Annotated in this window: 20 protein-coding genes, 1 tRNA gene and 1 other annotated feature; of the genes, 4 read left to right on the forward strand and 17 right to left on the reverse strand. The window is 34.7% G+C overall.

From position 1 onward, the window contains the following. Nucleotides 1-28: 28 nt before the first annotated feature. From gndA to hisG, 9 genes are all read right to left on the reverse strand, one after another. On the reverse strand, nt 29-1,441 hold the full coding sequence (gndA, locus tag AB162_RS01655) for an NADP-dependent phosphogluconate dehydrogenase (RefSeq protein ID WP_053096928.1): 1,413 nt from the start codon (nt 1,439-1,441) through the stop codon (nt 29-31). Nucleotides 1,442-1,636: 195 nt separating this feature from the next. Beyond that, a complete protein-coding gene (hisIE, locus tag AB162_RS01660; protein ID WP_053096930.1) occupies nt 1,637-2,248 on the reverse strand; it encodes a bifunctional phosphoribosyl-AMP cyclohydrolase/phosphoribosyl-ATP diphosphatase HisIE in 612 nt (203 codons plus the stop codon). Then, nucleotides 2,242-3,018, reverse strand: coding sequence for an imidazole glycerol phosphate synthase subunit HisF (gene hisF, locus AB162_RS01665; protein ID WP_053096932.1), 777 nt, complete (start codon nt 3,016-3,018; stop codon nt 2,242-2,244). The genes hisIE and hisF overlap by 7 nt, the downstream gene beginning before the upstream one ends. Then, nucleotides 3,000-3,743, reverse strand: coding sequence for a 1-(5-phosphoribosyl)-5-[(5-phosphoribosylamino)methylideneamino]imidazole-4-carboxamide isomerase (hisA, locus tag AB162_RS01670; protein WP_053096934.1), 744 nt, complete (start codon nt 3,741-3,743; stop codon nt 3,000-3,002). Before hisA ends, hisF begins: the two co-directional genes overlap by 19 nt. Nucleotides 3,744-3,746: 3 nt before the next feature. After that, nucleotides 3,747-4,352 (reverse strand): imidazole glycerol phosphate synthase subunit HisH, encoded by a 606-nt coding sequence (gene hisH, locus AB162_RS01675; protein ID WP_053096936.1) that lies wholly within the window; start codon nt 4,350-4,352, stop codon nt 3,747-3,749. Further along, nucleotides 4,352-5,419 carry a bifunctional histidinol-phosphatase/imidazoleglycerol-phosphate dehydratase HisB gene (gene hisB / locus AB162_RS01680; protein ID WP_053096938.1) on the reverse strand — a complete coding sequence of 356 codons (1,068 nt, stop codon included), beginning with the start codon at nt 5,417-5,419 and terminating at the stop codon, nt 4,352-4,354. The genes hisH and hisB overlap by 1 nt, the downstream gene beginning before the upstream one ends. A gap of 22 nt (nt 5,420-5,441) precedes the next feature. After that, nucleotides 5,442-6,503 (reverse strand): histidinol-phosphate transaminase, encoded by a 1,062-nt coding sequence (hisC, locus tag AB162_RS01685; RefSeq protein ID WP_053096940.1) that lies wholly within the window; start codon nt 6,501-6,503, stop codon nt 5,442-5,444. Further along, entirely contained in the window at nt 6,500-7,816 is a 1,317-nt protein-coding gene (hisD, locus tag AB162_RS01690; RefSeq protein ID WP_053096942.1) for a histidinol dehydrogenase, read from the reverse strand. Before hisD ends, hisC begins: the two co-directional genes overlap by 4 nt. Before the next feature lie 4 nt (nt 7,817-7,820). Further along, nucleotides 7,821-8,720 (reverse strand): ATP phosphoribosyltransferase, encoded by a 900-nt coding sequence (gene hisG, locus AB162_RS01695; RefSeq protein ID WP_053096944.1) that lies wholly within the window; start codon nt 8,718-8,720, stop codon nt 7,821-7,823. A gap of 39 nt (nt 8,721-8,759) precedes the next feature. Further along, nucleotides 8,760-8,883: a sequence feature (His leader region), on the reverse strand. Between the two features lie 679 nt (nt 8,884-9,562). Here hisG and AB162_RS01700 point away from each other — a divergent pair. Then, on the forward strand, nt 9,563-10,168 hold the full coding sequence (locus AB162_RS01700) for an MBL fold metallo-hydrolase (protein WP_311195360.1): 606 nt from the start codon (nt 9,563-9,565) through the stop codon (nt 10,166-10,168). A 71-nt stretch (nt 10,169-10,239) separates the two neighbouring features. Here the strand turns inward: AB162_RS01700 and asnS are convergent, their stop codons facing one another. Beyond that, nucleotides 10,240-11,640, reverse strand: a complete 1,401-nt coding sequence (gene asnS / locus AB162_RS01705; protein ID WP_053096946.1) for an asparagine--tRNA ligase — start codon at nt 11,638-11,640, stop codon at nt 10,240-10,242. A 310-nt stretch (nt 11,641-11,950) separates the two neighbouring features. Between asnS and pyrD the strand changes: the two genes are divergently transcribed. Further along, complete coding sequence (pyrD, locus tag AB162_RS01710) at nt 11,951-12,961, forward strand: quinone-dependent dihydroorotate dehydrogenase (RefSeq protein ID WP_053096948.1); 1,011 nt, start codon at nt 11,951-11,953, stop codon at nt 12,959-12,961. A 40-nt stretch (nt 12,962-13,001) separates the two neighbouring features. Here the strand turns inward: pyrD and fabA are convergent, their stop codons facing one another. From fabA to AB162_RS01730, 4 genes are all read right to left on the reverse strand, one after another. After that, nucleotides 13,002-13,520: a bifunctional 3-hydroxydecanoyl-ACP dehydratase/trans-2-decenoyl-ACP isomerase gene (gene fabA, locus AB162_RS01715; RefSeq protein WP_053096951.1), complete on the reverse strand. Its 519-nt coding sequence runs from the start codon at nt 13,518-13,520 to the stop codon at nt 13,002-13,004. A gap of 87 nt (nt 13,521-13,607) precedes the next feature. After that, entirely contained in the window at nt 13,608-15,368 is a 1,761-nt protein-coding gene (locus AB162_RS01720) for an AAA family ATPase (RefSeq protein WP_053096953.1), read from the reverse strand. Nucleotides 15,369-15,446: 78 nt separating this feature from the next. Then, complete coding sequence (hspQ, locus tag AB162_RS01725) at nt 15,447-15,764, reverse strand: heat shock protein HspQ (protein ID WP_053096955.1); 318 nt, start codon at nt 15,762-15,764, stop codon at nt 15,447-15,449. Nucleotides 15,765-15,932: 168 nt separating this feature from the next. Beyond that, nucleotides 15,933-16,259: a TusE/DsrC/DsvC family sulfur relay protein gene (locus tag AB162_RS01730; RefSeq protein WP_053096957.1), complete on the reverse strand. Its 327-nt coding sequence runs from the start codon at nt 16,257-16,259 to the stop codon at nt 15,933-15,935. A 156-nt stretch (nt 16,260-16,415) separates the two neighbouring features. Between AB162_RS01730 and AB162_RS01735 the strand changes: the two genes are divergently transcribed. Beyond that, nucleotides 16,416-16,500: transfer RNA gene (locus AB162_RS01735), tRNA-Ser, on the forward strand. 36 nt (nt 16,501-16,536) lie between these two features. Here the strand turns inward: AB162_RS01735 and fmt are convergent. Then, nucleotides 16,537-17,490, reverse strand: a complete 954-nt coding sequence (fmt, locus tag AB162_RS01740; RefSeq protein ID WP_053096960.1) for a methionyl-tRNA formyltransferase — start codon at nt 17,488-17,490, stop codon at nt 16,537-16,539. A 54-nt stretch (nt 17,491-17,544) separates the two neighbouring features. Continuing rightward, nucleotides 17,545-18,051 carry a peptide deformylase gene (def, locus tag AB162_RS01745; protein WP_053096962.1) on the reverse strand — a complete coding sequence of 169 codons (507 nt, stop codon included), beginning with the start codon at nt 18,049-18,051 and terminating at the stop codon, nt 17,545-17,547. A 163-nt stretch (nt 18,052-18,214) separates the two neighbouring features. On the opposite strand from def, the gene tsaC reads away from it, so the two are divergent. Then, entirely contained in the window at nt 18,215-18,778 is a 564-nt protein-coding gene (gene tsaC, locus AB162_RS01750) for an L-threonylcarbamoyladenylate synthase type 1 TsaC (RefSeq protein ID WP_474113625.1), read from the forward strand. 222 nt (nt 18,779-19,000) lie between these two features. On the opposite strand, the gene nifJ is transcribed toward tsaC, so the two are convergent. After that, nucleotides 19,001-22,513 (reverse strand): pyruvate:ferredoxin (flavodoxin) oxidoreductase, encoded by a 3,513-nt coding sequence (gene nifJ / locus AB162_RS01755; protein WP_053096964.1) that lies wholly within the window; start codon nt 22,511-22,513, stop codon nt 19,001-19,003. Nucleotides 22,514-22,577 lie beyond the last annotated feature (64 nt).

The following is a 22,577-nucleotide window of genomic DNA, read 5'->3' on the forward strand; positions in this document are numbered from 1 at the left end:
AGCCTAGGCCTAGCTACTAGTAGCTATGTTAATTTAGCCAGTTAGTATGAAATACACCATCTTTATCTATGCGTTTATAAGTATGTGCTCCAAAGTAATCACGTTGTGCTTGGATTAAATTCGCAGGTAGTATTAATGAACGATAACTATCGTAGTAGGTAATAGCTGCAGATAATGTAGGTACAGGAATACCATAATTAATAGCAATAGCTACCACTTTACGTAGTGCTTGCTGATAGTCATTAGCAATAGCTTGTAAATAAGGTGATAGCAAAAGATTTGTAAGTAATGCATCCTTAGCGTAGGCATCGGTAATATGCTGCAATAACTGTGCACGTATTATACATCCTGCGCGAAATATTTTAGCTATATCTCCATAATTAAGATGCCAGTTGTATTTTTCTGAAGCTGCTTTAAGCTGCGAAAAACCCTGAGCGTAAGATATTATTTTTCCTAAATATAGTGCACGCCGTACCTTTTCAATAAAATTGATTTTTTCATTGTTGCTAAATTTTGGTATTTTAGGACCTATTAATACTTTATTAGCAATAACCCGCTGCTTTTTTAAAGATGATAAGTAGCGCGCGAAAACTGCTGCAGTAATTAAGTTCAGCGGTTCTCCTAACTCAATTGCACTCTGGCTAGTCCACTTACCTGTACCTTTATTTGCTGCCTCATCGCAAATAACGTCTATTATATATTTACCTTGGATATCTTTTTTAGTTAAAATATGAGAAGTTATATCAATAAGATAGCTATTTAGCTCTCCTTTGTTCCACTCTGTAAAAACATTAGCTAATTCATTATTATTAAGATGTAAGACTTCTTTCAGTAGAGAATATGTTTCTGCGATTAGTTGCATATCACCATATTCAATACCATTGTGTACCATTTTTACGTAGTGTCCAGCACCATCAGGACCAATATAGGTAACGCATGCCTGACAATTTGCACGTGCTGCAATTTTATCTAGCATAGGTGATATAATATCATAAGCTTGTTTATTACCTCCAGGCATAATAGAAGGACCTTTCAGCGCACCTTCTTCACCACCTGAAATCCCCATACCAATAAAGTAAACACCATATTTTGATAGTTCTTTGTTGCGACGTATAGTATCTTGATAAAAAGTATTACCACCATCAATGATGATATCTTTTATATCAAGAAAAGGTATCAGCGAATTAATAGTTTCATCTATTGCTTCTCCTGCCTTAATCATCAACAATATACGACGTGGTTTTTCCAATGAATTCACAAATTCTTTTACAGAAAAATAAGGTACTAATGTTATTATTCCAGGGTTTTCAGCGATAACTTGATTAGTTTTTTCTTGAGATCTATTAAAAATAGATACACGATAACCATGTTTTACCATATTAAGCGCTATATTACGCCCCATTACCGCCATACCAACTACACCGATCTGTTGTTTGGGCATTAAGTAACTCCTTTTTTATTAAAACTATACTAAGATAAAATTAAAGATAACTTATCTTGATAATATATTTTAAAATAAAAAATAATAATTTTTTATTGTTGTGATAAATTAATTGGATGTCTACTAAATATAGTACTTAATTTGATTACACATATAACTTAAGAAGTAATAGCTAAATAATTAATTTTTTACTTATTAAATATTACGTTCGCGTAACTTAGCTATAACTTGACTAAAATCTATTTTTTGATCTCCTAGTAGGATTAGTAGATGATATACTAGGTCAGCTGATTCGTTAATGATTTCTTGCTGATTTTGCATTATTCCAGCTAGAGCTGTTTCTATACCCTCTTCGCCTACTTTTTGTGCAATACGCTTGATACCACTGTTATATAATCTAGCAGTATATGAATTGTTCGGATCTGCTAACTTACGTTCTCTGAGTAATATTTCCAAATTATAAATAAAACTAAAATCACTAACAGCGATATTGAAACAACTGCTAGTATTATTATGACAGGTTGGACCTAGCGGAGAAGCCATAATAAGTAGCGTGTCGTTATCACAGTCTGGAGTTAGGCTAATTACCTTTAGGTAATTACCTGAACTTTCTCCTTTAGTCCACAGACGTTGCTTGCTACGTGAGTATAAGGTAACTTTACCTGTATTTTCGGTTACTTTTAACGCGTCAGCATTCATATACCCCATCATTAGTACTTCACCGGAAACGTAATGCTGGATAATAGCTGGTATTATGCCGTAATTTTTCTGCCAATTAAGTTCCTGTGTTTGTTTATCAGTTAACATAATCTTATGTTTACTCCTTTATCTGCTAGAAATGTTTTTAATTCACTAATATTAATTATCTTTTTATGAAAAACAGATGCAGCAAGCACGCCGTCAACTTCAGCATTAATTAATGCATCTAAGAAATGTTGCATAGTTCCTGCACCGCCGGAAGCAATCAACGGTACTCTGCAATTTTTTCGTACATGTTGCAACTGCAATAAATCATAGCCTAGACATCCCCCGTCCTGATTCATCATATTTAGCACTATTTCACCGGCACCACGTATCTGAACTTCTTCTACCCAATCTAATGTCTGCCATTTAGTTAATTTTATACTTTTTTCATCACCGGTATATTGCTTAACTTGATATTGATTAAGTAGTCTATTATACCAAGTATCAATACTAACCACTATGCATTGAATGCCAAAGCGATCTGCCAACCTACTAATCAAATCTGGATCTTCGATAGCAGGGGAATTAACTGATATTTTATCCGCACCAAAGGATATCACCTCAGCAGCCTGCGCTACGCTTTTAATACCACCAGCAACACAAAAAGGGATATCAATTACTTCAGCAACACGAGCTATCCAACTTTTATCCACTAATCTACCATCTGATGAAGCTGTAATATCATAAAAGACTAATTCGTCTGCCCCCTCTTCTGCATAGCGACGAGCTAACTGTACGATATCACCGATTATTTTATGATTACGAAATTGTATACCTTTAATAACTTGCCCATTATGTACATCTAGACAAGGGATTATACGTTTTGCCAGCATGCCATAGCCTCAGCAACAGTAAATTTATTTTCTAATAATGCACGCCCTATTATGACATCATGTACACCACTATGATGTAGTTTAGCAATATCATCTAAGCTACATATTCCACCTGATGACTGAAATTTAATACTCGGCCAATGGCTACATAAAGACTGATATAATTCTATATTAATACCAGATAGTGTGCCATCACGAGAGATATCAGTGCATAGAATATGATTTAGTCCTACTGTCTGAAGGTATTGATCTATGACTTGTTCTAGCATTAAGCCAGAGTCTTCCATCCAGCCGCTTATAGCTATCCAACGCTTACCACTAATATCTATACGTACATCTAGTGCAAGTACTAAAGCATCAGGGCCAAAAATTTTAAACCAATTTTGTACTTCTTGCGGTTGCGTTACTGCTGTAGAACCTACAACTACTCTATTAGCACCATATTTTAGTAATTCTTCTACATCTGCTGCACTACGAATACCACCGCCAATTTGTACTTTTGCAGGTGCACAGTAAGATAATAAGTTAGTAAGCAGCTTTATTTGTCGTAATGATGGATCACGTGCACCAGTTAAATCTACTAAATGTAGTAATTCGGCTCCTTGACTTAAGTAATTATGCAGGTGCAAGATTGGATCTTTCCCGTAGTTATTTTGCTGCTGATAGTTACCTTGATATAGTCGTACAACAGTACCGTCAATTAAATCTAACGCAGGTATTATCACTATTTACATCTCCAGAAAGTTGTTAATTAGTTTTTGGCCAACCTTACCTGAACGCTCAGGATGAAATTGTACGCCAAAAAAATTGTCTTTTGCGACAGCAGCAGTAAAGGTATCACCATAGTTAGATTGAGCTATTGTTGAGTTACATGGTAACATAGCGTAGCCATGTATAAAGTAAAAGTAGCTATCATCAGGAATTCCATTAAACAGCCTATTGCTGCTGGGGTTGTTTTGTAACTGTTTTACCTTATTCCAGCCCATATGCGGCCAACAAATGTTACTTTCATTAGAAAGTTTTTTAACAGGAGTGTTGATAATTCCTAGAGTTTGTATTCCAAAATTTTCATCACTAAAGCTACCAAGCAACTGCATACCTAGGCATATCCCTAGTACTGGTTGAGTAATCATTTTAATTATATTAATAAGTTTACTGTTATATAATTGTTTCATCGCCGCCTGCGCAGTACCAACTCCTGGTAAAAATAACTTATTTGCCTGTAAAACGACTTTAGCATCATGACTCACCTCAGGTTGATAACCCAAACGACGGATAGCAGCGGTAACTGATAAAATATTAGCACAACAAGTATCAATTATGACTACCTTCATTATAGCATTCCTTTTGAGCTAGGTAGAGTATCGCCATTAATATGTATGGCCTGACGTAGGGTACGCCCAAATACTTTGAACAAACTTTCTACTATATGATGGTCATTATTACCTGTTGTTCTTAAATGTAGTGTACAGGCCATTGCATTAGATAGTGATCTAAAGAAATGTTCAACCATTTGTGTACTCATATCCCCTATTTTAGGAGAATTATATTCTGCCTTATATTCTAAGTATGGACGGCCAGAAAGATCTAATGCGCAACGTGCCAAACATTCATCCATAGGTAGTACAAAACCAAAACGCCCAATACCACACTTATCGCCTAGCCCTTCTTTTAGTGCTTCGCCTAGCGTAAGTGCAGTGTCTTCAATAGTATGGTGATCATCAATATTTAAGTCTCCACTGACTTTAATATTAATACTTAACCCTCCGTGGGTAGCAATTTGATTAAGCATATGATCAAAGAAACCAATTCCTGTATTGATATTACTATTACCTTCCCTATCTAGCCATACTTCTACTTCAGTAGATGTTTCTTTGGTAACACGTGTCACTTTAGCATGGCGATCAATGCAAGTTAATTTATTACATATTATTTGCCAATTAAGAATATCACGCTGATAAAGTAAGCCATTGATCCCCATATTATGTGCTAGGATAATATCTGTTGTTCTATCACCAATAACATAGCTATTAGCCTTATCTAGTTTATCACCTACTAGCCAGGGTGCTACTAATGCTGTATTTGGTTTTCTGCAATTGCACTTATCGATTGCAAAATGGGGACATATTAATACTTTATCGAAGAATATCCCCTGAGAGTTAAAAATATGCATCATTAAATTATGTGGACCTTCGAAATCCTCTTTAGGAAAACTAGATGTACCAAGACCATCTTGGTTAGTAATTATTACTAATTTGAAATTAGCTTTTTGTAACTGCAGAAGAGCTGGAATTACGTATGGTTCTAGCTTTAGCTGATCCATGCGATCTACCTGAAAATTTACTAGTGGTTCGCGAATCAACGTACCATCTCTATCTATAAACACAAACTTTTCGCTCATAGGTATGTATTACTCCTTTATATCAGCATCTTAATGCTTTTAGTGCTGCGATCAAACTTTTGCATTCTAAGCTAGTACCAACAGTAATACGTATACAATCAGCTAATCCTGTTTGTTTACTTTGATCACGCAAAATAATGCCTTGATTCCATAGATTTTTAAACACACCATAAGCTGGATCAAAATGGACTAATAAATAGTTACTAACGCTAGGAAATACTAAGCGCACGCAAGGACAAAAAGCTAATTCATGCATCAGAAAATCTCTATTAGCTTTAATATTAGCTATTCTTTTACTAGTTTGACGTATACCTTCATCACTTAGCGCTTGTTCTGCAATATCAGCTACTGGGAGCGATAAAGGATAAGGTGTGATTACTTTAAGTAATAATTGGATCACATCAACGTTCGCAATAGTAAAACCACAGCGCAGTCCAGCTAAAGCAAAAGCCTTAGATAAAGTACGCAGAATAACTAAGTGCGGATAATCTTTAAGCCAGCTAGTTATACTAGCTGTGGGATAAAAATCTACATATGCCTCATCAGCTACTAGTAACGTCTTTCCATAAGTCATATCTAGTAACTTACGTGTATCGTGCTTATTTAAAATGTTGCCTGTTGGATTATTCGGGCTACAAATATAAATTAACTTAACACCATTAAGCTTAGCAAATATTTCATTAATATTTAGCTGCCAATTATCAAGCATAGGAACAGTACGATACTCGATACCAAATGTCTCAGCGCTAACACTATACATACCGTAGGTAGGAGGACAAAATAAAATAGCATCTTTTCCTGGTTCACAAAAAGCACGAATCATCAGCTCAATACCTTCATCAGCACCGCGGCAGGCTAGTACCTGATTTGGTTGCACTGCTGCGTAAGCGGCATATCTATTAATCATCTCCTTAGGTTGGCAATCAGGATAGCGATTAATATTACTACTACGTAGCATGTATAATTTTTGCTGTGGATATTCGTTAGCATTAAGCAAAATACTACCTTTTCCTCCTATCCTACGGGCTGATTGATAGGGCTCTAGTGTACGCACATTAGCCCTAGCTAACTTAAAAATACTCATTGTTTTTCCTTAATCATGGCTACACGTAAAGTAACTGCATTTTTGTGAGCGATAAGTTGTTCGGCCTGCGCTAATGTTTCAATAGTAGGTGCTAATAATAATAACCCCTGAGGACTTAAATGCTGCACTGTTATGCGTTTTTGAAAATCAACTAAGCTTAGACCAGAATGGGTTTTTGTATAACCAGAAGTAGGCAGTACATGGTTAGTACCAGATGCATAATCTCCAGCTGATTCTGGTGACCAATCCCCTAGGAATATTGATCCTGCGTTGGTAATATGTTTCAATAATTGTTCTGAATTACGAGTCTGAATAATAAGATGTTCTGGGCCGTAACTATTACTTATTGACACGCATTCAGCTAAATTATCAGTGATAATTAGTCTATTATGGGTTAAAGATTGACGTGCAATAGCAGCACGCGGTAAAGTTTTTAACTGACTTACTATTTCTCCAGCAACCTGATTAGCAATTTGAGTATCATTAGTCAGCAGAATAACCTGTGAGTCAGGACCATGTTCTGCTTGAGAAAGTAGGTCAGCGGCGATAAATACTGGATAGGCACCGCTGTCAGCAATAATCATAACTTCTGAAGGACCCGCAGGCATATCAATAGCAACACTAAGATTGAATAGTGTGCTAATTTGTCGTTTAGCTTCTGTTACCCAACTATTGCCAGGACCAAAAATTTTATCAACCTTATAAATTGACTCAGTACCCAATCCCATAGCTGCTATTGCTTGTGCACCACCTACTTGGTAAATGTCTTTTACTCCACAAAGTTGAGCTGCATACATAATCTCATCAGCAATAGGAGGTGGTGAGCAAAGTATTATATTTTTACATCCAGCAATACGTGCAGGGATAGCTAACATAAGTACTGTAGAAGATAATGGGGCTAATCCACCAGGAATATAGAAACCAACAGATGCAATAGGCCTAGTTAATAGTCTACAGTTTACGCCTGGCTGAGTTTCAATTTCTACATCTGGTAACTGCTGAGAACTATGAAAACGTTCTATATTCATCATCGCAGATACCATTGCCTGTTTTACATATGGTGCTATCCTACTAGTTGCTAATGCTATCTCATGTTCAGGAATACGTAATTGCGGTGTTTCTATACCATTAAAACTTAGGTTGAAGTTACGGATAGCATTATCGCCTTGTTGGCTTACATTGTTAATAATTTCACTAACAGTGGATATCACACTAGCTGAAGCTTTTACTGTAGGACGGGTAAGTAGCATTTTTTGCTGTTCTACGGTGCATTCACTCCAGCGTAATGGTAACGATAATGTAGAATTTATCATCACTTTACTCCATAATTTTTTCAATTGGCAGCACTAGAATAGAACGAGCGCCTAATGCTTTTAAGTTTTCCATTGTTTCCCAGAATAATGTTTCGCGGCTTACCATATGCATTGCTACTAAATTTTTATCACTAGCTAATGGTAGTACTGTTGGATGCTCAGCTCCAGGTAGTAGACTAATAATATTATCCAGTCGTTCTGTTGGTGCGTGCATCATAATATATTTAGACTCACGTGCTTGAATTACACCCTGAATACGTATCATTAATTTATCTACCAGTGCTTGCTTAGTAAGTGTAAAATCTCCATCACGCTTAATTAAGCAAGCTTTAGAACGATAAATTACTTCCACTTCACGTAAGCCGTTTGCTTCAAGGGTAGCACCTGTTGACACTAAATCACATATTGCATCTGCTAGACCTGCGCGTGGTGCTACTTCTACCGAACCATTTAATAAACAAGATTTGAAATTAATACCTAGTTTATCAAGGTATTTTTTTAGAATATGTGGGTAAGAAGTCGCTATCCGTTTTCCTTGTAGACATTTAGGACCGGTCCAAATTTGATCAATAGGTAAGGCCATAGATAGACGGCATCCACCAAAATCTAATCTACGTAGAATTACATAGCGAGGATTTTCACCTTGAGCACGCCTAGTCAACAGCTTTTCTTCTAATACATTCTCACCTATAATTCCTAAATCTACTACGCTATCTAAAACTAGGCCTGGAATATCATCATCACGCACTAGCATAATATCAAGAGGCATGTTTTCAGCGAAGGCTAGTAACCGTTGCTGTTGTAAATGGATTTTTATCCCGCATTGCTCTAATAATTTCTGAGATTCTTTGCTGAGTCTGCCAGATTTTTGAATTGCTATCCTTAATCGTGATTTGTCCAACATTATTTATTATGCCCTAAGTAAATGATTATTGACTAATGCAAAAAAAAACCTCGGAAGATTTCTTCCGAGGGCTTATGATAATTACATTATCCGCCACTGGAAGATTTAAATGTCTTCCAGCACCAATAGCCTGAAAGACTACTAAGGTGTATGATGATATGGATTAATGATAATTTTATTCATAGTGTTCCTTATAAGTAGGTTTATTAAACTAATAGTATATGTATTATTACCCTAACGATATTTAGGGCATAGTGCAACATTTTTTTTCATTAAGGCAAAAATAATGATAACAAGATATATATTATATATTATTTATTGGTGTTGGTTGGCTAGGACTGCACTTATTTTACGTAGTAGATAGCAGCACATTCTAGAAATAGAATGAATGCTATGCTATATTAACTAACAATAAATAACCAATTAGATCATAAAAATAAAATTACCTACTAACTACTAGTACCTCCTAGGAGGATAGGAACATCAACTGTTAATTACTTATTAACATTAACAATTATATATACCATAAATTATTAAATGTATACTTAGCGGGTATTTTGTTTAAAATTTTATCAAATTATTTAACTTATGTTGGGCCTACAACAACCTAGATATTCATCATATTAATTACAAACAGCAATACACAATTATTTATAGTATCTATCTTGAAATAATAATAATTTTATTATCAGTACCACAATATAAGCTTAAATTAGATTGGCTTAAGTGAACATTTTCCTAATAACATAAGTAGTTATTTTACTTTTAAATATTTTAAAAAAAAATAAAAATGATGTTTTTTGTACAATTGTTAATAAATATTAGTGAGTAAATAATTAAATATGATGCATTATCATATAATTACTGTAACAGATTTACATCAAAACTGTTCCCTAATCTGGTGTGACCAAACTAAAGAAGCAGCATTAGTAGATCCAGGTGGAGAGGCACTAAGATTATGCCTAGAAATAGATAAATTTGACATTAATCTAACAAAGATTGTCTTAACTCATGGTCACTTAGATCATGTAGGAGCATCTAATACATTAGCTAAGCATTACGGTGTGCCTATCATTGGACCTCACTCTGCCGATAAATTTATGTTAGAAAACCTACCATTACAGTGCCAAATATTTGGTTGGCCGGTTATATACTCATTTTTACCAGATAGCTGGTTAGCTAACGGAGATATTATTAATGTAGGAATGGAACGCTACCATGTGCTCCATTGTCCTGGTCACTCTCCGGGTCATATTGTTTTGTTGAATAAAATAAGAAAATTTATTATAATGGGGGATGTGCTGTTCAGAGATTCAATAGGACGTACTGATTTACCAGGTGGTAATGCACAAATATTAATAGACTCTATTAATAACCAACTTCTCACTCTTGCTGATGATATAATTTTTTTTGCCAGGACATGGGTTAATGTCCACTATTGGTTATGAACGTAGTAATAACTTTTATTTGCTGCGATAACTGACAATCCATATTATATTATACTTATAATTAATTGATATTAGAAAGAAGCCTGACGCTGGCTTCTTGGAAATGGTATTACGTCTCGTATATTTTGCATTCCTGTTACATAAACAATTAATCGTTCTAAACCTAATCCAAAACCTGAATGAGGTACAGTTCCGTAACGGCGTAAATCACGATACCACCAATAATCTTTTTGTTTTAGTCCAAGATCAGCTAAACGTTTATCTAATTTATCCAGGCGTTCTTCACGTTCTGATCCACCAATAATTTCACCAATGCCTGGTGCTAAAATATCCATAGCTGCTACAGTTTTACCGTCATCGTTCATTCGCATATAAAACGCTTTTATATCTTTTGGATAATTTTTTACTACAACAGGAGCTTGGAAATATGTTTCAGCAAGATAGCGTTCGTGCTCAGAAGAAAGGTCTATACCCCAAACAATAGGATTATCAAATTTATGCTTGCAAGCTTGTAATATATCTATAACTTCTGTGTAATCTACTTGGGCAAAATCGGTGCTAATAAATTTATCTAATCGTTTAATAGCATTAGTGTTAATTTTTGCAGCAAAAAACTGCATATCTTCAGCACATTCTATCAATACAGTATTAAAAATATATTTAAGCATTTTTTCTGCTAGAGTAGCAATATCAGTTAAATTAGCGAATGCTAACTCTGGTTCAACCATCCAAAACTCTGCTAAATGACGACTAGTATTAGAATTTTCTGCGCGGAAGGTAGGACCAAAAGTATATATTTTAGAGAGTGCACAAGCATAACTTTCTCCATTTAACTGACCTGATACAGTAAGAAAAGCTTCTTTACCAAAAAAATCATGTTCATAGTTTACTTTTCCTTGATCGTTATGCGGTAATTTGTCTAAATCTAGCGTAGAAACTCGGAACATTTCTCCTGCACCTTCACTATTAAAAGCAGTAATTAATGGAGTTGAAACCCATAAAAAACCTTGTTCATTCATAAATCTATGAATAGCCTGTGCTACAGTATGTCGTACTCTAGTAACGGCGCCGATAACATGAGTACGTGGACGTAAATGGGCTACCTCTCTTAGATATTCCATACTATGCTTTTTAGCTGTTATAGGATATGTATCTGGATCTTCGATCCATCCTATTACTGTTACTGTATTAGCCTGTATCTCGAAATTTTGTCCTCTACCCATTGATGCAACTACCATCCCAGTAATTTTTACAGAGCAACCAGTGGTAAGACGTAAAACATCATTTTTATAATTTAATATATTTTTATGAATAATAACTTGCAATGAATCAAAGCATGAACCATCATAAATAGAAAGGAAAGATATTCCTGCTTTCGAATCTCTACGGGTACGAACCCAACCCTGTATAGTGACTTCACTATTAGCTATAAAATACCCTTTGATGATATTTACTATTTGTAGTGTTTTCATATACATTTTCCAAAAAATTTATGTAGTGCTATAGCTTAAATTAACAGTGTCATACTAAAATAAATAATTTTGTTATGTTATCTATTTACTGTTTAGGTAGGTAAAGTAACAATACAAAAATCAATTTTTTCTCAATTAGGTATACTTTCTAGCAATATTTGTTTTTAACAATCTGTTTACTAATAGTTTATCACCATTGGTAGAATAACATGTATGATATTTGCGGCTCATACACTTCTGTTGTAATTTCTTAAATCCATATTATATAAACACAAGATTATATAAACAATATTATAAATAAGGAGATATTATGTTTTATCCTCTGATCAGACAAGCATTATTCCAATTAGAACCAGAAAAAGCCCATGAATTTACTTTTCAACAGCTTAAGCGTATCACAGGTACGCCATTAGAGTTTTTAGTTAGACAATCTGTTCCTACTAAGGCTATTAATTGTATGGGGATTTCTTTTAAAAATCCATTAGGTCTAGCTGCTGGATTCGATAAAAATGGCGATTACATCGACGCAATAGGTGCTATGGGGTTTGGCTTTATTGAAGTTGGTACTGTTACTCCGCACGCCCAACCTGGTAATAAAAAACCAAGACTATTTAGGTTAGTTAAGGCAGGTGGATTGATTAATCGTATGGGGTGTAATAATTTGGGGGTTGATAACCTCATTAACAATATCAAAAACTCAAATTTTGGTGGTGTGTTAGGTATTAATATTGGTAAAAATCAAGATACTCCTATCGAACAAGGAAAAGATGATTATTTAATTTGTATGGAAAAAGTATATCCTTATGCTGATTATATCGCAATAAATATATCATCACCAAATACCCCTGAGCTTACTAATTTACAATTTGGAGAACTGTTAGATAATTTACTTTTCTCGATAAAAGATAAACAAACAGCATTACAGGAATATCATAATAAATATGTACCAATAGCGGTAAAAATTACACCTGATATGACTAAGTCTGAACTAATTCAGATGGCAGATATGCTAGTTAAACATAATATTGATGGAGTAATTGCAACTAATACTACTACTAATCGAGAATTAGTGCATGGGTTAGATCATAGTTCGCAAGCTGGTGGTTTAAGTGGTCGTCCTATACACTTAATTAGTACTGAAGTAATTAGTATTTTATCTTCTGAGTTAAAAGGAAAATTACCTATTATCGGTGTTGGTGGTATTGATTCTTTGATGGCGGCACGAGAAAAAATGGCTGCTGGCGCGGCGCTGATTCAGATTTATTCAGGCTTAATTTTTAATGGACCTCGCCTAATAAAGGATATTATCAGCGATATTTAATATAAATTAAAACGTATATGATACTTATATTTACAATTAATTAGAAGGCAGCAATATCTTTAAATAAACCAACTTTTAGATCACTTGCGGTATAAATAATTTTCCCATCACAGATTACTTCACCGTCGGCCATACCAATAATTAGTTGACGGTGGATAATACGGCGAACATGAATACGATAAATTAATTTTTTAGCACTAGGTAAAATTTGACCGGTAAACTTTACTTCACCTACCCCTAATGCCCTGCCTTTACCTTCTCCGCCAAGCCAACCCAGGTAGAAACCTACTAATTGCCACATAGCATCCAATCCTAGACAACCTGGCATTACTGGGTCGCCAATAAAATGACAACTAAAGAACCACATGTTAGGTTTAATATCAAGTTCAGCTTCAATAAAACCTTTATGGTAATTTCCTCCAGACTCGGTTATTTTTACTACTTTATCCATCATTAACATATAATTTGCTGGAAGCTGAGGACCAAATTTACCAAATAATTCACCGCGGCTGGATGCTATTAGATCTTCTTTTGAATAAAAATTACGTTTATTTATCATACATTATAAAAATTGAATCATAAATTATACACATTTATTTATGCCAGCCAGCTATTTATTTGTAATTTAGTTAGTTGTTAGTTCTGTTTAATAAAACACTCTCTTAGCTAACCAGCGTAAACCAAATGGTAATAAATATTGCCGTTCTTGCCTATTTTGTATCTTAATAATTCGCTCACGAATACAATCTATTAGATTAGGTCGCTTTTCATTAGAAAAAGGCATAGCAGTCAATATTTCCAAAGTATCATAAATATTATTTACTGGCCAAATAGAGAAATTGTTATTACGTACTTCTTGAATAACATGATCGTTTAAACACAAATGACGAATATTAGTGTGAGGAATAATAACTCCTTGATTACCAGTAAGTCCGCGCGTATTGCATAATGTAAAAAAACCCTCAATTTTTTCATTGATACTTCCAATCGACTGAACGCGACCAAATTGATCTACTGATCCAGTAATTGCAATTTGCTGATCAACTGGTTGATCAGCTAATGCACTTATAAGCGCTACTAGTTCTGCTAATGATGCGCTGTCACCGTCTATTTCTTCATATGATTGCTCAAACACCAACGACGCAGAGAATGGTAATTGCCGATCTAACTTGAGTACTGACATAAGAAAAGCTTGCATAATCATCATCCCTTTAGTATGAAGATTACCGCTTAGTTCTGCTTTACTATCAACATCATGGATTTCTCCATCACCAAAATGGACCACACAGCTAATACGTGATGGTTGGCCAAATAGCAACGGATGACCAGAAAACGATAGCACAGATAGTGCATTTACTTGACCTGTAATTTTACTTTCAGTATCTACCATAATCTGTCCTTCTGCTATATCTTGTTGCATGCTTTCACAAATATAGCTTTCACACCAAATGTTAGTACGATAGCTTTCATACAGTGCAGTAGCATTGATGACCTTATTGTAGCAGTATAAAACTGATTCTTTTAATCTTCTAGTAAGCCAATGTGGACAAAGTGGCAACTTGAGTTGATCGCCGCTATAGCGAACTGATTGTTTGATCAATTCAGGCCATGCATCAGAATGTAGTGCTTGCAATCCTTGCCGATGTGCCAACGTATTAACCCACGAGCACCACTGTGCTATGTCTTTAGCATTATTAATACGCTTATCTAATTCAAATTCTCCATACAATGCTAGTCTAAGCAGATCAGGCTCCATAGTATGGAGCGCGGCTAAGACTTCGTTATCTCCGATTATTATCAGTCGCAAATTTAGCGGCATAGAAGGTATATAAATAGATAGTGGTATATTTTCTTTCGCTGGTAGCCAGTCGAAACGCTGCTGTATAATCATTTGTTTTATACGTAGCCACAACAGGGGTTGGCTCACTAATGTATTAGCACCTAGTAATAAAATACCACCGTTCACGTAGTGTACTAGACCTGGTTGTAGATTGATGCTCTCTTTATAGCAGTAGAGAGAACCAAAAAGTTGCTCTTGTTCTACCCAAGCTTGCCAGGTACAGACATCTTTGGCTGCAAAATTATCTTCTAGCGTAGAGGCTTGCTGCCAGTTAATTATTCTTACGCTAGTTATAGTATATTTTCCACCTATTGGTTTAGAGTGAGCAGGGATAATGCTTTTAATTGTTTCAGCAATTAATTTAAAGTATTCTTCCTCTTCTTTTGCTTTAATTAACAAAAATCTACTTGGAGATCTGGTATGGCAAAGTTGCTTCAAACAGTTCATTAAGCGCTGTTGAAGCTCAGTTAAAGGCGAGATAAGATGCGGATATTTTTTATTAAACATATCCGCAAATTTTGCGGTATCAGGAACTAAATATTGCCATTCTAATTTTTTATTATTCAAATCATTAGTTGAGAATTTGTATTTTTATCCAAATTATATTTGACTGATTATAAATTTTATATCACTCCAAATATAATATTAGTTTCTTAAACGTGGAGCCTGTAATTGTAACCTAATTGATTCAGCTAATTCATCTAACGTAGAATGTTCCGGATGTTCAGGGACAGCTTCATATCCTAGCTGAGCTTCTGCTAAATAAGTGTGAACTGGTTTTCCTTCTTCATCCTCCATTACCACATGGTACCAAGGAGCTTTTCTTAGGGTATCATCAGCAGCCATTTTATCTATATAGGGCTTATCTAGCGAGTATTCTGGATCAACATCGATGATTACCCCTAAGTACCCCAGTAGTTTATGGCGAACTTGTTGTCCTATACCAAATTTACTAGAAATCATAATAATACCTCATATTATATGAATATATACTTGATATATTTTTTTTAATTTACATATGTAAAATTGGGGGAGGCTACTAGTAAATCAAGGGACATATTATTTTTTTTATTATAGATCATAAGTAAGTTTTTTAAAAATAAATTAACAACAAATATAGACAATTTATTACTATAGGCATATTACCGGCTTAGGTAGTCCAGCAATTTTAGTAACCTGTTTAGCAGGTCCTTTGGGAAAAAGATTAAATAAATAAATACTATTACCTTTTTCTTCACCGTATTTTTGCATCATAACTTTTACTAGCATACGCATACTTGGTGATATGTTAAACTTTAGATAAAAATTACGCACAAAGTAGATTACTTGCCAGTGTTGTTCGCTGAGGTTAATATTTTCCTGGTTTGCTATTTCTAATCCTAATGCTTCACTCCAATCACTAGGATTAATTAAATATCCTTGAACGTCAGTAGCTATTTCTTTATCATTAAATTGCATGGAATTTATTTAGTGAGTGATATAAAAAGGAACAATTATAGCATATGTTATTGTTTGTTTTTAAAACATAAATTGCTAAAATACTCAAATATAGTTTGAATTATCTATAGTAAGTATTATCCTATATTTATAATTTATAGTATTCTATTTACGGAGGGAGGAGTGGTCGAGTGGCTTAAGGCACCGGTCTTGAAAACCGGCGAAGGGATACTTTCCGTGGGTTCGAATCCCACCTCCTCCTAATCTTAATATTATTATATGTGTTAGGATTACTTATTTAAGTTAATATTTTACCTGGTTTAAACCATTCCAATCTGGAATTAAGTAAATCTTTAACTAACATTGGCTTTGAACCAGCTGGTTGTAATATCGTTAAAGTTAGTACTCCATCGCTCGTAGCTATGTTAATTCCTACTTGATCTGCTGATACAATGGTACCAGGTACTTGGTTATTGTTATGTTTTATATAATTCAAATTAGCACGCCATACTTTTATAGTATTATTGTTTACTTTAAAGTAACTTACTGGCCAGGGATTAAAAGCTCTAATACAGCGCTCTAACTGAATTGCAGGCATATGCCAGTTCAGTCGTGCTTCTTTCTTACTTAATTTATTAGCATAGGTAGCTAGTTTATTGTCTTGTGGCTCTGCTAACTGGCGACCGGCTATAATATTACTAATAGTAGTAATCAAAGCAGTAGGACCAAGTTTAGTCAATTTATTATATAGTGTAGTACTAGTATCCCCCGGTAGTATACTACAGGTAGCTTTATATAAAATAGCACCTGTATCTAGTCCTGCATCCATCTGTATGATACTCACACCAGTGGTAGTATCACCAGCACATAATGCGCGCTGAATAGGTGCCGCTCCTCTCCAGCGAGGTAATAGTGAACAATGCACATTAATACAACCAAGCTTGAAAAATCTTAAAACCTCCTGCGGTAAAATCAGTCCATAAGCCACTACTACCATAATATCAGCACTCAGATGCTCAAATATATACTTAATATTATGTTGATGCATAGAATTGGGCTGAAATACTGGTAAATTATTTAATTGAGCAAGTTGTTTTACTGCACTAGCAGTCAAACGATAGCCACGTCCAGCTGGTCTATCTGGTTGTGTCAAAACTCCTACAACTTTATAAGATGAAGTTATCAAAGCTGATAAATGAAGCGCTGCAAAATCAGGGGTTCCAGCAAAAATAATTCGTATAGATTCGGACACGATGGATTAATGATAATATTAAGTTCAGGTCAGGTTACTTTTACGCTATATCGATTATGCGCGCACACGTTTATTAAGTTTATTAATTTTTTTACATATGCGCTGACGCTTTAGTATTGATAGGTAATCAACAAATAGCTTGCCAATTAGATGGTCCATCTCATGTTGAATACAGATAGCCTGTATATTATGTGTTTCTAACTGAAAGCTGTTACCTTGAATATCTAGCGCTCTAATTTTCAAATGTTTCGCTCTTAGGACAAAACCACTTTGATGAGGAATCGATAGACAGCCTTCATTAATGCCTGTTTCACCACTTTTTGCTAGTATTTCAGGATTAATAAGTACTAGATGCTGTGTTTTATTTTCTGAGATATCAAGTACAATAATACGTAGGTGAATGTCTACTTGTGGCGCAGCTAAACCTATCCCTTTTTTTGCGTACATAGTATCAAGCATATCATAGACTATACGTTGTATAGCGTCATTGATTTGAGTAACAGGCTTAGATATTTTACGTAGTCGATCATCAGGGTAATATATTATATTTAATACTGACATAGTTAATTAATTCACATATTAAAAGCATATTAAATACTATTTATTAATGTATTTTAAATGTTAATAACATGTTAATAAATATTTTTATGCATTAACATAAAAAAATTAATTTTTTTTATAAACGTAATATTATTGGTTAATTTTTTATGGATAGTTATTAATTTTGCTCAATATTACTCAGATTGTTACATTGTTGCATAAGCAACAGGTGATAGCTTATCCGACAGAAGCAATGTTTGGTTTAGGTTGTGATCCAAACAGTGAAAAAGCTGTCAATAAGCTACTAGCTTTGAAACGAAGATCGGATCAAAAAGGATTTATTTTAGTTGCTGCTACTTATGAAGTATTAACTTATTATATTGATGATTCTAGTTTAGATATTAAACAACGAGAACGTATTTTTTCCCTATGGCCAGGTCATGTAACCTGGGTAATCCCAGCTAATGCAAATACTCCACGATGGTTAACAGGTAAATTTTCATCATTAGCAGTCCGCATAAGTGCTTTTGAACCAGTACGAAGGTTATGTCTTGCATTTGGTAAACCAATAGTATCTACTAGTGCTAACTTAAGTGGAGAGTCTCCAGCACGTAATATTAACGAAGTGCGTAATAAATTTGGTGCAAAATTTCCTGTAATGGACGGGCTAATAGAAGGTAGAATTTATCCTTCAGAAATACGTGATGCTCTAAGCGGTGAATTAATTCGTAAAAGTAATAAAAGCTAGTATAGCTTATTATATAGATAATTTTTATATTTTAGCCTATTAAACTTTAAAATAGTTATTTTGCGTTACGTTCCGAACTGGACATTGGCAAAAATTACCTTGCTGCTTACTAATTTATATTAGAGTATTGTATTTTACCATTAATTAATTTTACATACAGGTAAAATACTAATAAATTAGGTTAAAATAAACATACATAATTTATATGATTTATATGTAAATTTATTTATGTTTTATACCAGCTATTAACTCTAATAAGTTATGTTTTTGCTTCAATTTTTTTTCTAACGTTGCGCATAATGTTTGTAATTTATTAGAGCGAAAACGCTGCTCATTAAACAATGTTGTTGATAAATTACTAGTAGTAGGCATGCTGGAGTCTAGCACAAGTGGTAATTGACCTTCATTGTTCCGTCTTGGATCGTATCGATAGAGAGGCCATAAACCTGTAGCGGTTAGTTTTTTCATTTGATTATGACTTAGCGCAAGATCATATCCATGTGCCTCACATGGACTGTAAGCGATTATCAAAGACGGTCCTGGATAAGATTCTGCTTCTTGGATAGTTTTTACTGCATGATTCATCTTAGCACCAATAGAAATTTGCGCCACATAAATATGACCATACATCATCATACTAATACCTAGATCTTTATTTGCTTTATCCTTGCCATGTTCACAAAACTTAGTTACTGCGCCTAACGGCGTCGCTTTAGACTGATGACCACCAGTATTAGAGTAACACTGGGTATCTAATACCAGAACATTAATGTTCTCAGTCATACTCATAACGTGATCTAACCCCCCAAAGCCAATGTCATAAGCCCATCCATCACCACCTATAAGCCATATAGATTTATCAACTAAATAATCTGCGTAGTTAGATAATTCTAGTGAATGTTCATTATTATTGTTAGCCAGTAAACTACGTAATTCAATAATTTGCTTACGACGTTCATGTATCGTTACTTCAGAACTAAGTAAACCATCTATTAATAATTTAGGTAGTTTTGCATACTGGGTTGTTAGTAATCGTAATACCCTTTTGCGATGCTGATCTATTGTTAAACGGAAGCCAAGACCGAATTCAGCATTATCTTCAAATAATGAGTTAGCCCATGCTGGACCTCTACCATCTACATTAGTAGTATAAGGTGTTGTTGGTAAATTACCACCATAAATAGATGAGCAACCAGTAGCATTAGCAATCAGCAGTCTATCGCCGTAAAGCTGGGTTAATATTTTTATATAAGGGGTTTCCCCGCAACCTGAGCACGCACCAGAATATTCAAATAAAGGAGTGATAAATTGCGACATCCTAATATCAAGATGTTCTATATTTTTTGTATCAATCTCAGGTAATTTAAGAAAAAAATCATAATTAACTTTTTCTTCTTTAAGATGCTTCAGGCGAGAAACCATATTAATAGCTTTTTTATCTTTATTTTTATGATCCTTAGCCGGACATACTTCAACGCACAGACGACAACCAGTACAATCCTCCGGTGCAACTTGTAGCAAATATTTTTTTCCACGTAGATGACGTGTTTTGATATCTGCTGATTGTAAGCTGATCGGAGCTCCATCTAATGCTTCTAGTGCTACTACCTTAGCACGGATAGCAGCGTGAGGACAGGCAGCTACACAATGATTACATTGTGTACAAATATCAGACTGCCATAGTGGAATTTGTTCAGCAATATTACGTTTTTCCCAGCGTGAGGTACCGATTGGCCAAGTCCCGTCTTTTGGGAAGGCAGAAACTGGTAAAGTATCGCCAAGACCAGCTAACATAACAGCTGTGACAGTTTTAACGAAATTAGGTGCCGCATTAGAAATAATAGGTTCTAGTCTAGGACTATATTCATTTATATTAGTACCTAAAGGAACGTGACAAAGTGCGTTACATGCGGCTTTCAAAGCTTGTAAATTAGACTCAACTAATTCTTTTCCTTTATTACGATAACTTTGTGCTACTACCTCTGGCAAAATTTTTTTCACTTTATCTAAAGTTAAAATACCAGTTAATTTAAAAAACGCCATTTGCATAATAGTATTAATTCGTGCACCAAGTTTATATTGGCTAGCAATTTTTGTTGCATTTATAATATATAAAGAGGCTTTGCGATGAATAAGTCGTGACTGTACTTCCTGCGGTAACATAATCCATATCTCATCTTTTGGATAATGAGTATTAAGAAGAAAGATACCTCCATATCTTAATTTGCTTACTATATCATATTTATGTATAAAATTATATTGGTTGCAACCAATATAGTCTGCATTACTAATTAGATAAGCTGAATTGATAGGTTTGTCGCTAATTCTTAAATGAGACACTGTTAAGCTACCTGCTTTTTTAGAATCGTAGACAAAATAACCTTGTGTAAAAAACGATGTATTATTACCAATAATGTTAATATTATTTTTTGTAGCAGATACTGAACCATCGCTACCAATGCCATAAAACATTGCTTCTAATTTAGCTTTGCGTGGAAAGATATTATCTTCTAATCGTGATAGTGATAGTTGGGTAATATCATCAAAAATTCCAACAGTAAATCTTTGTCTTGGACGTATAAGTGTAAGTTCTTTAAAAATAGCTAATACGCAAGGAGGATCGAATTCTTTTGAAGCTAAGCCATAGCGCCCACCAATAGTAAGCGGCAGATTGTTTCGTTTTCCAAAATTATAGGCTTCTGCTAGTGCAGTAATAACATCTAGATATAAAGGTTCTGCTAAGGAGCCAGGTTCTTTAGTTCTATCTAATACGGCTACTGCCTTAATTGTTGATGGGATAACAGCTAGTAAATGCATAGCAGAAAAAGGACGGAATAGCCTAACTTTAATCATCCCTACTTTTTCACAGCGGTTTATTAAAAAATCAATTACTTCTTCGCAAGTACCAATAGCAGAACCCATAATTATAATTAGTCTTTCTGCCTTAGGATGACCGTAATATTCAAATGGCTGATATTTACGACCAGTAGCTATATGAAATTTTTTCATTGCTTGCTGAACATGATCATAAGCTTGATGATACCAAGGATTGGTAGCTTCCCTAGCTTGGAAATAAGTATCAGGATTAGCAGAAGTGCCACGAAGTACCGGATTATCTGGAGTTAATGCTCTACTACGATGTGCCTCAATAGCCGCTTGGGGAAGTATAGTCTTGATGGTCTCATCTAATATAGGATTTATTTTATTAATTTCATGCGATGTGCGAAAACCGTCAAAAAAGTGGATAAACGGTAGACGACTATTTAAGCTAGCTATTTGAGCTATCAAAGCAAAATCCTGTGCTTCCTGTACGCTACTTGCACATAACATAGCGCAACCGGTCTGACGTACTGCCATCACATCTGAATGATCCCCAAAAATAGATAAAGCATGTGTCGCTACAGTACGGGCAGCAACATGCAGTACAAATGGTATCAACTGTCCTGCTAGTTTATATAGCGTCGGGATCATTAATAATAATCCTTGAGATGATGTAAATGAAGTAGCTAGAGCGCCTGTCTGTAGCGAACCATGTACTGTAGCAATAGCTCCTGCCTCTGATTGCATTTCTACTACTCTAGGAATATCCCCCCAAATATTTTTTTTTCCTAACTCATACCAGGTATTTACCTGCTCAGCCATAGTAGAACTAGGAGTAATAGGGTAAATGGCAATAACTTCATTTATTCTATAGGCTACCGAAGCTACAGCATTATTTCCATCGGTGGTGATCATAATTTACCTTTCATAATAAGATTAACTAGCTAGCAACAAGCCCAAGCCAAGCATAATAGTGCTA

Origin of the sequence: Candidatus Palibaumannia cicadellinicola, from assembly GCF_001269425.1 — a bacterium.
Taxonomy (GTDB): Bacteria; Pseudomonadota; Gammaproteobacteria; order Enterobacterales; family Enterobacteriaceae; genus Baumannia; species Baumannia cicadellinicola_A.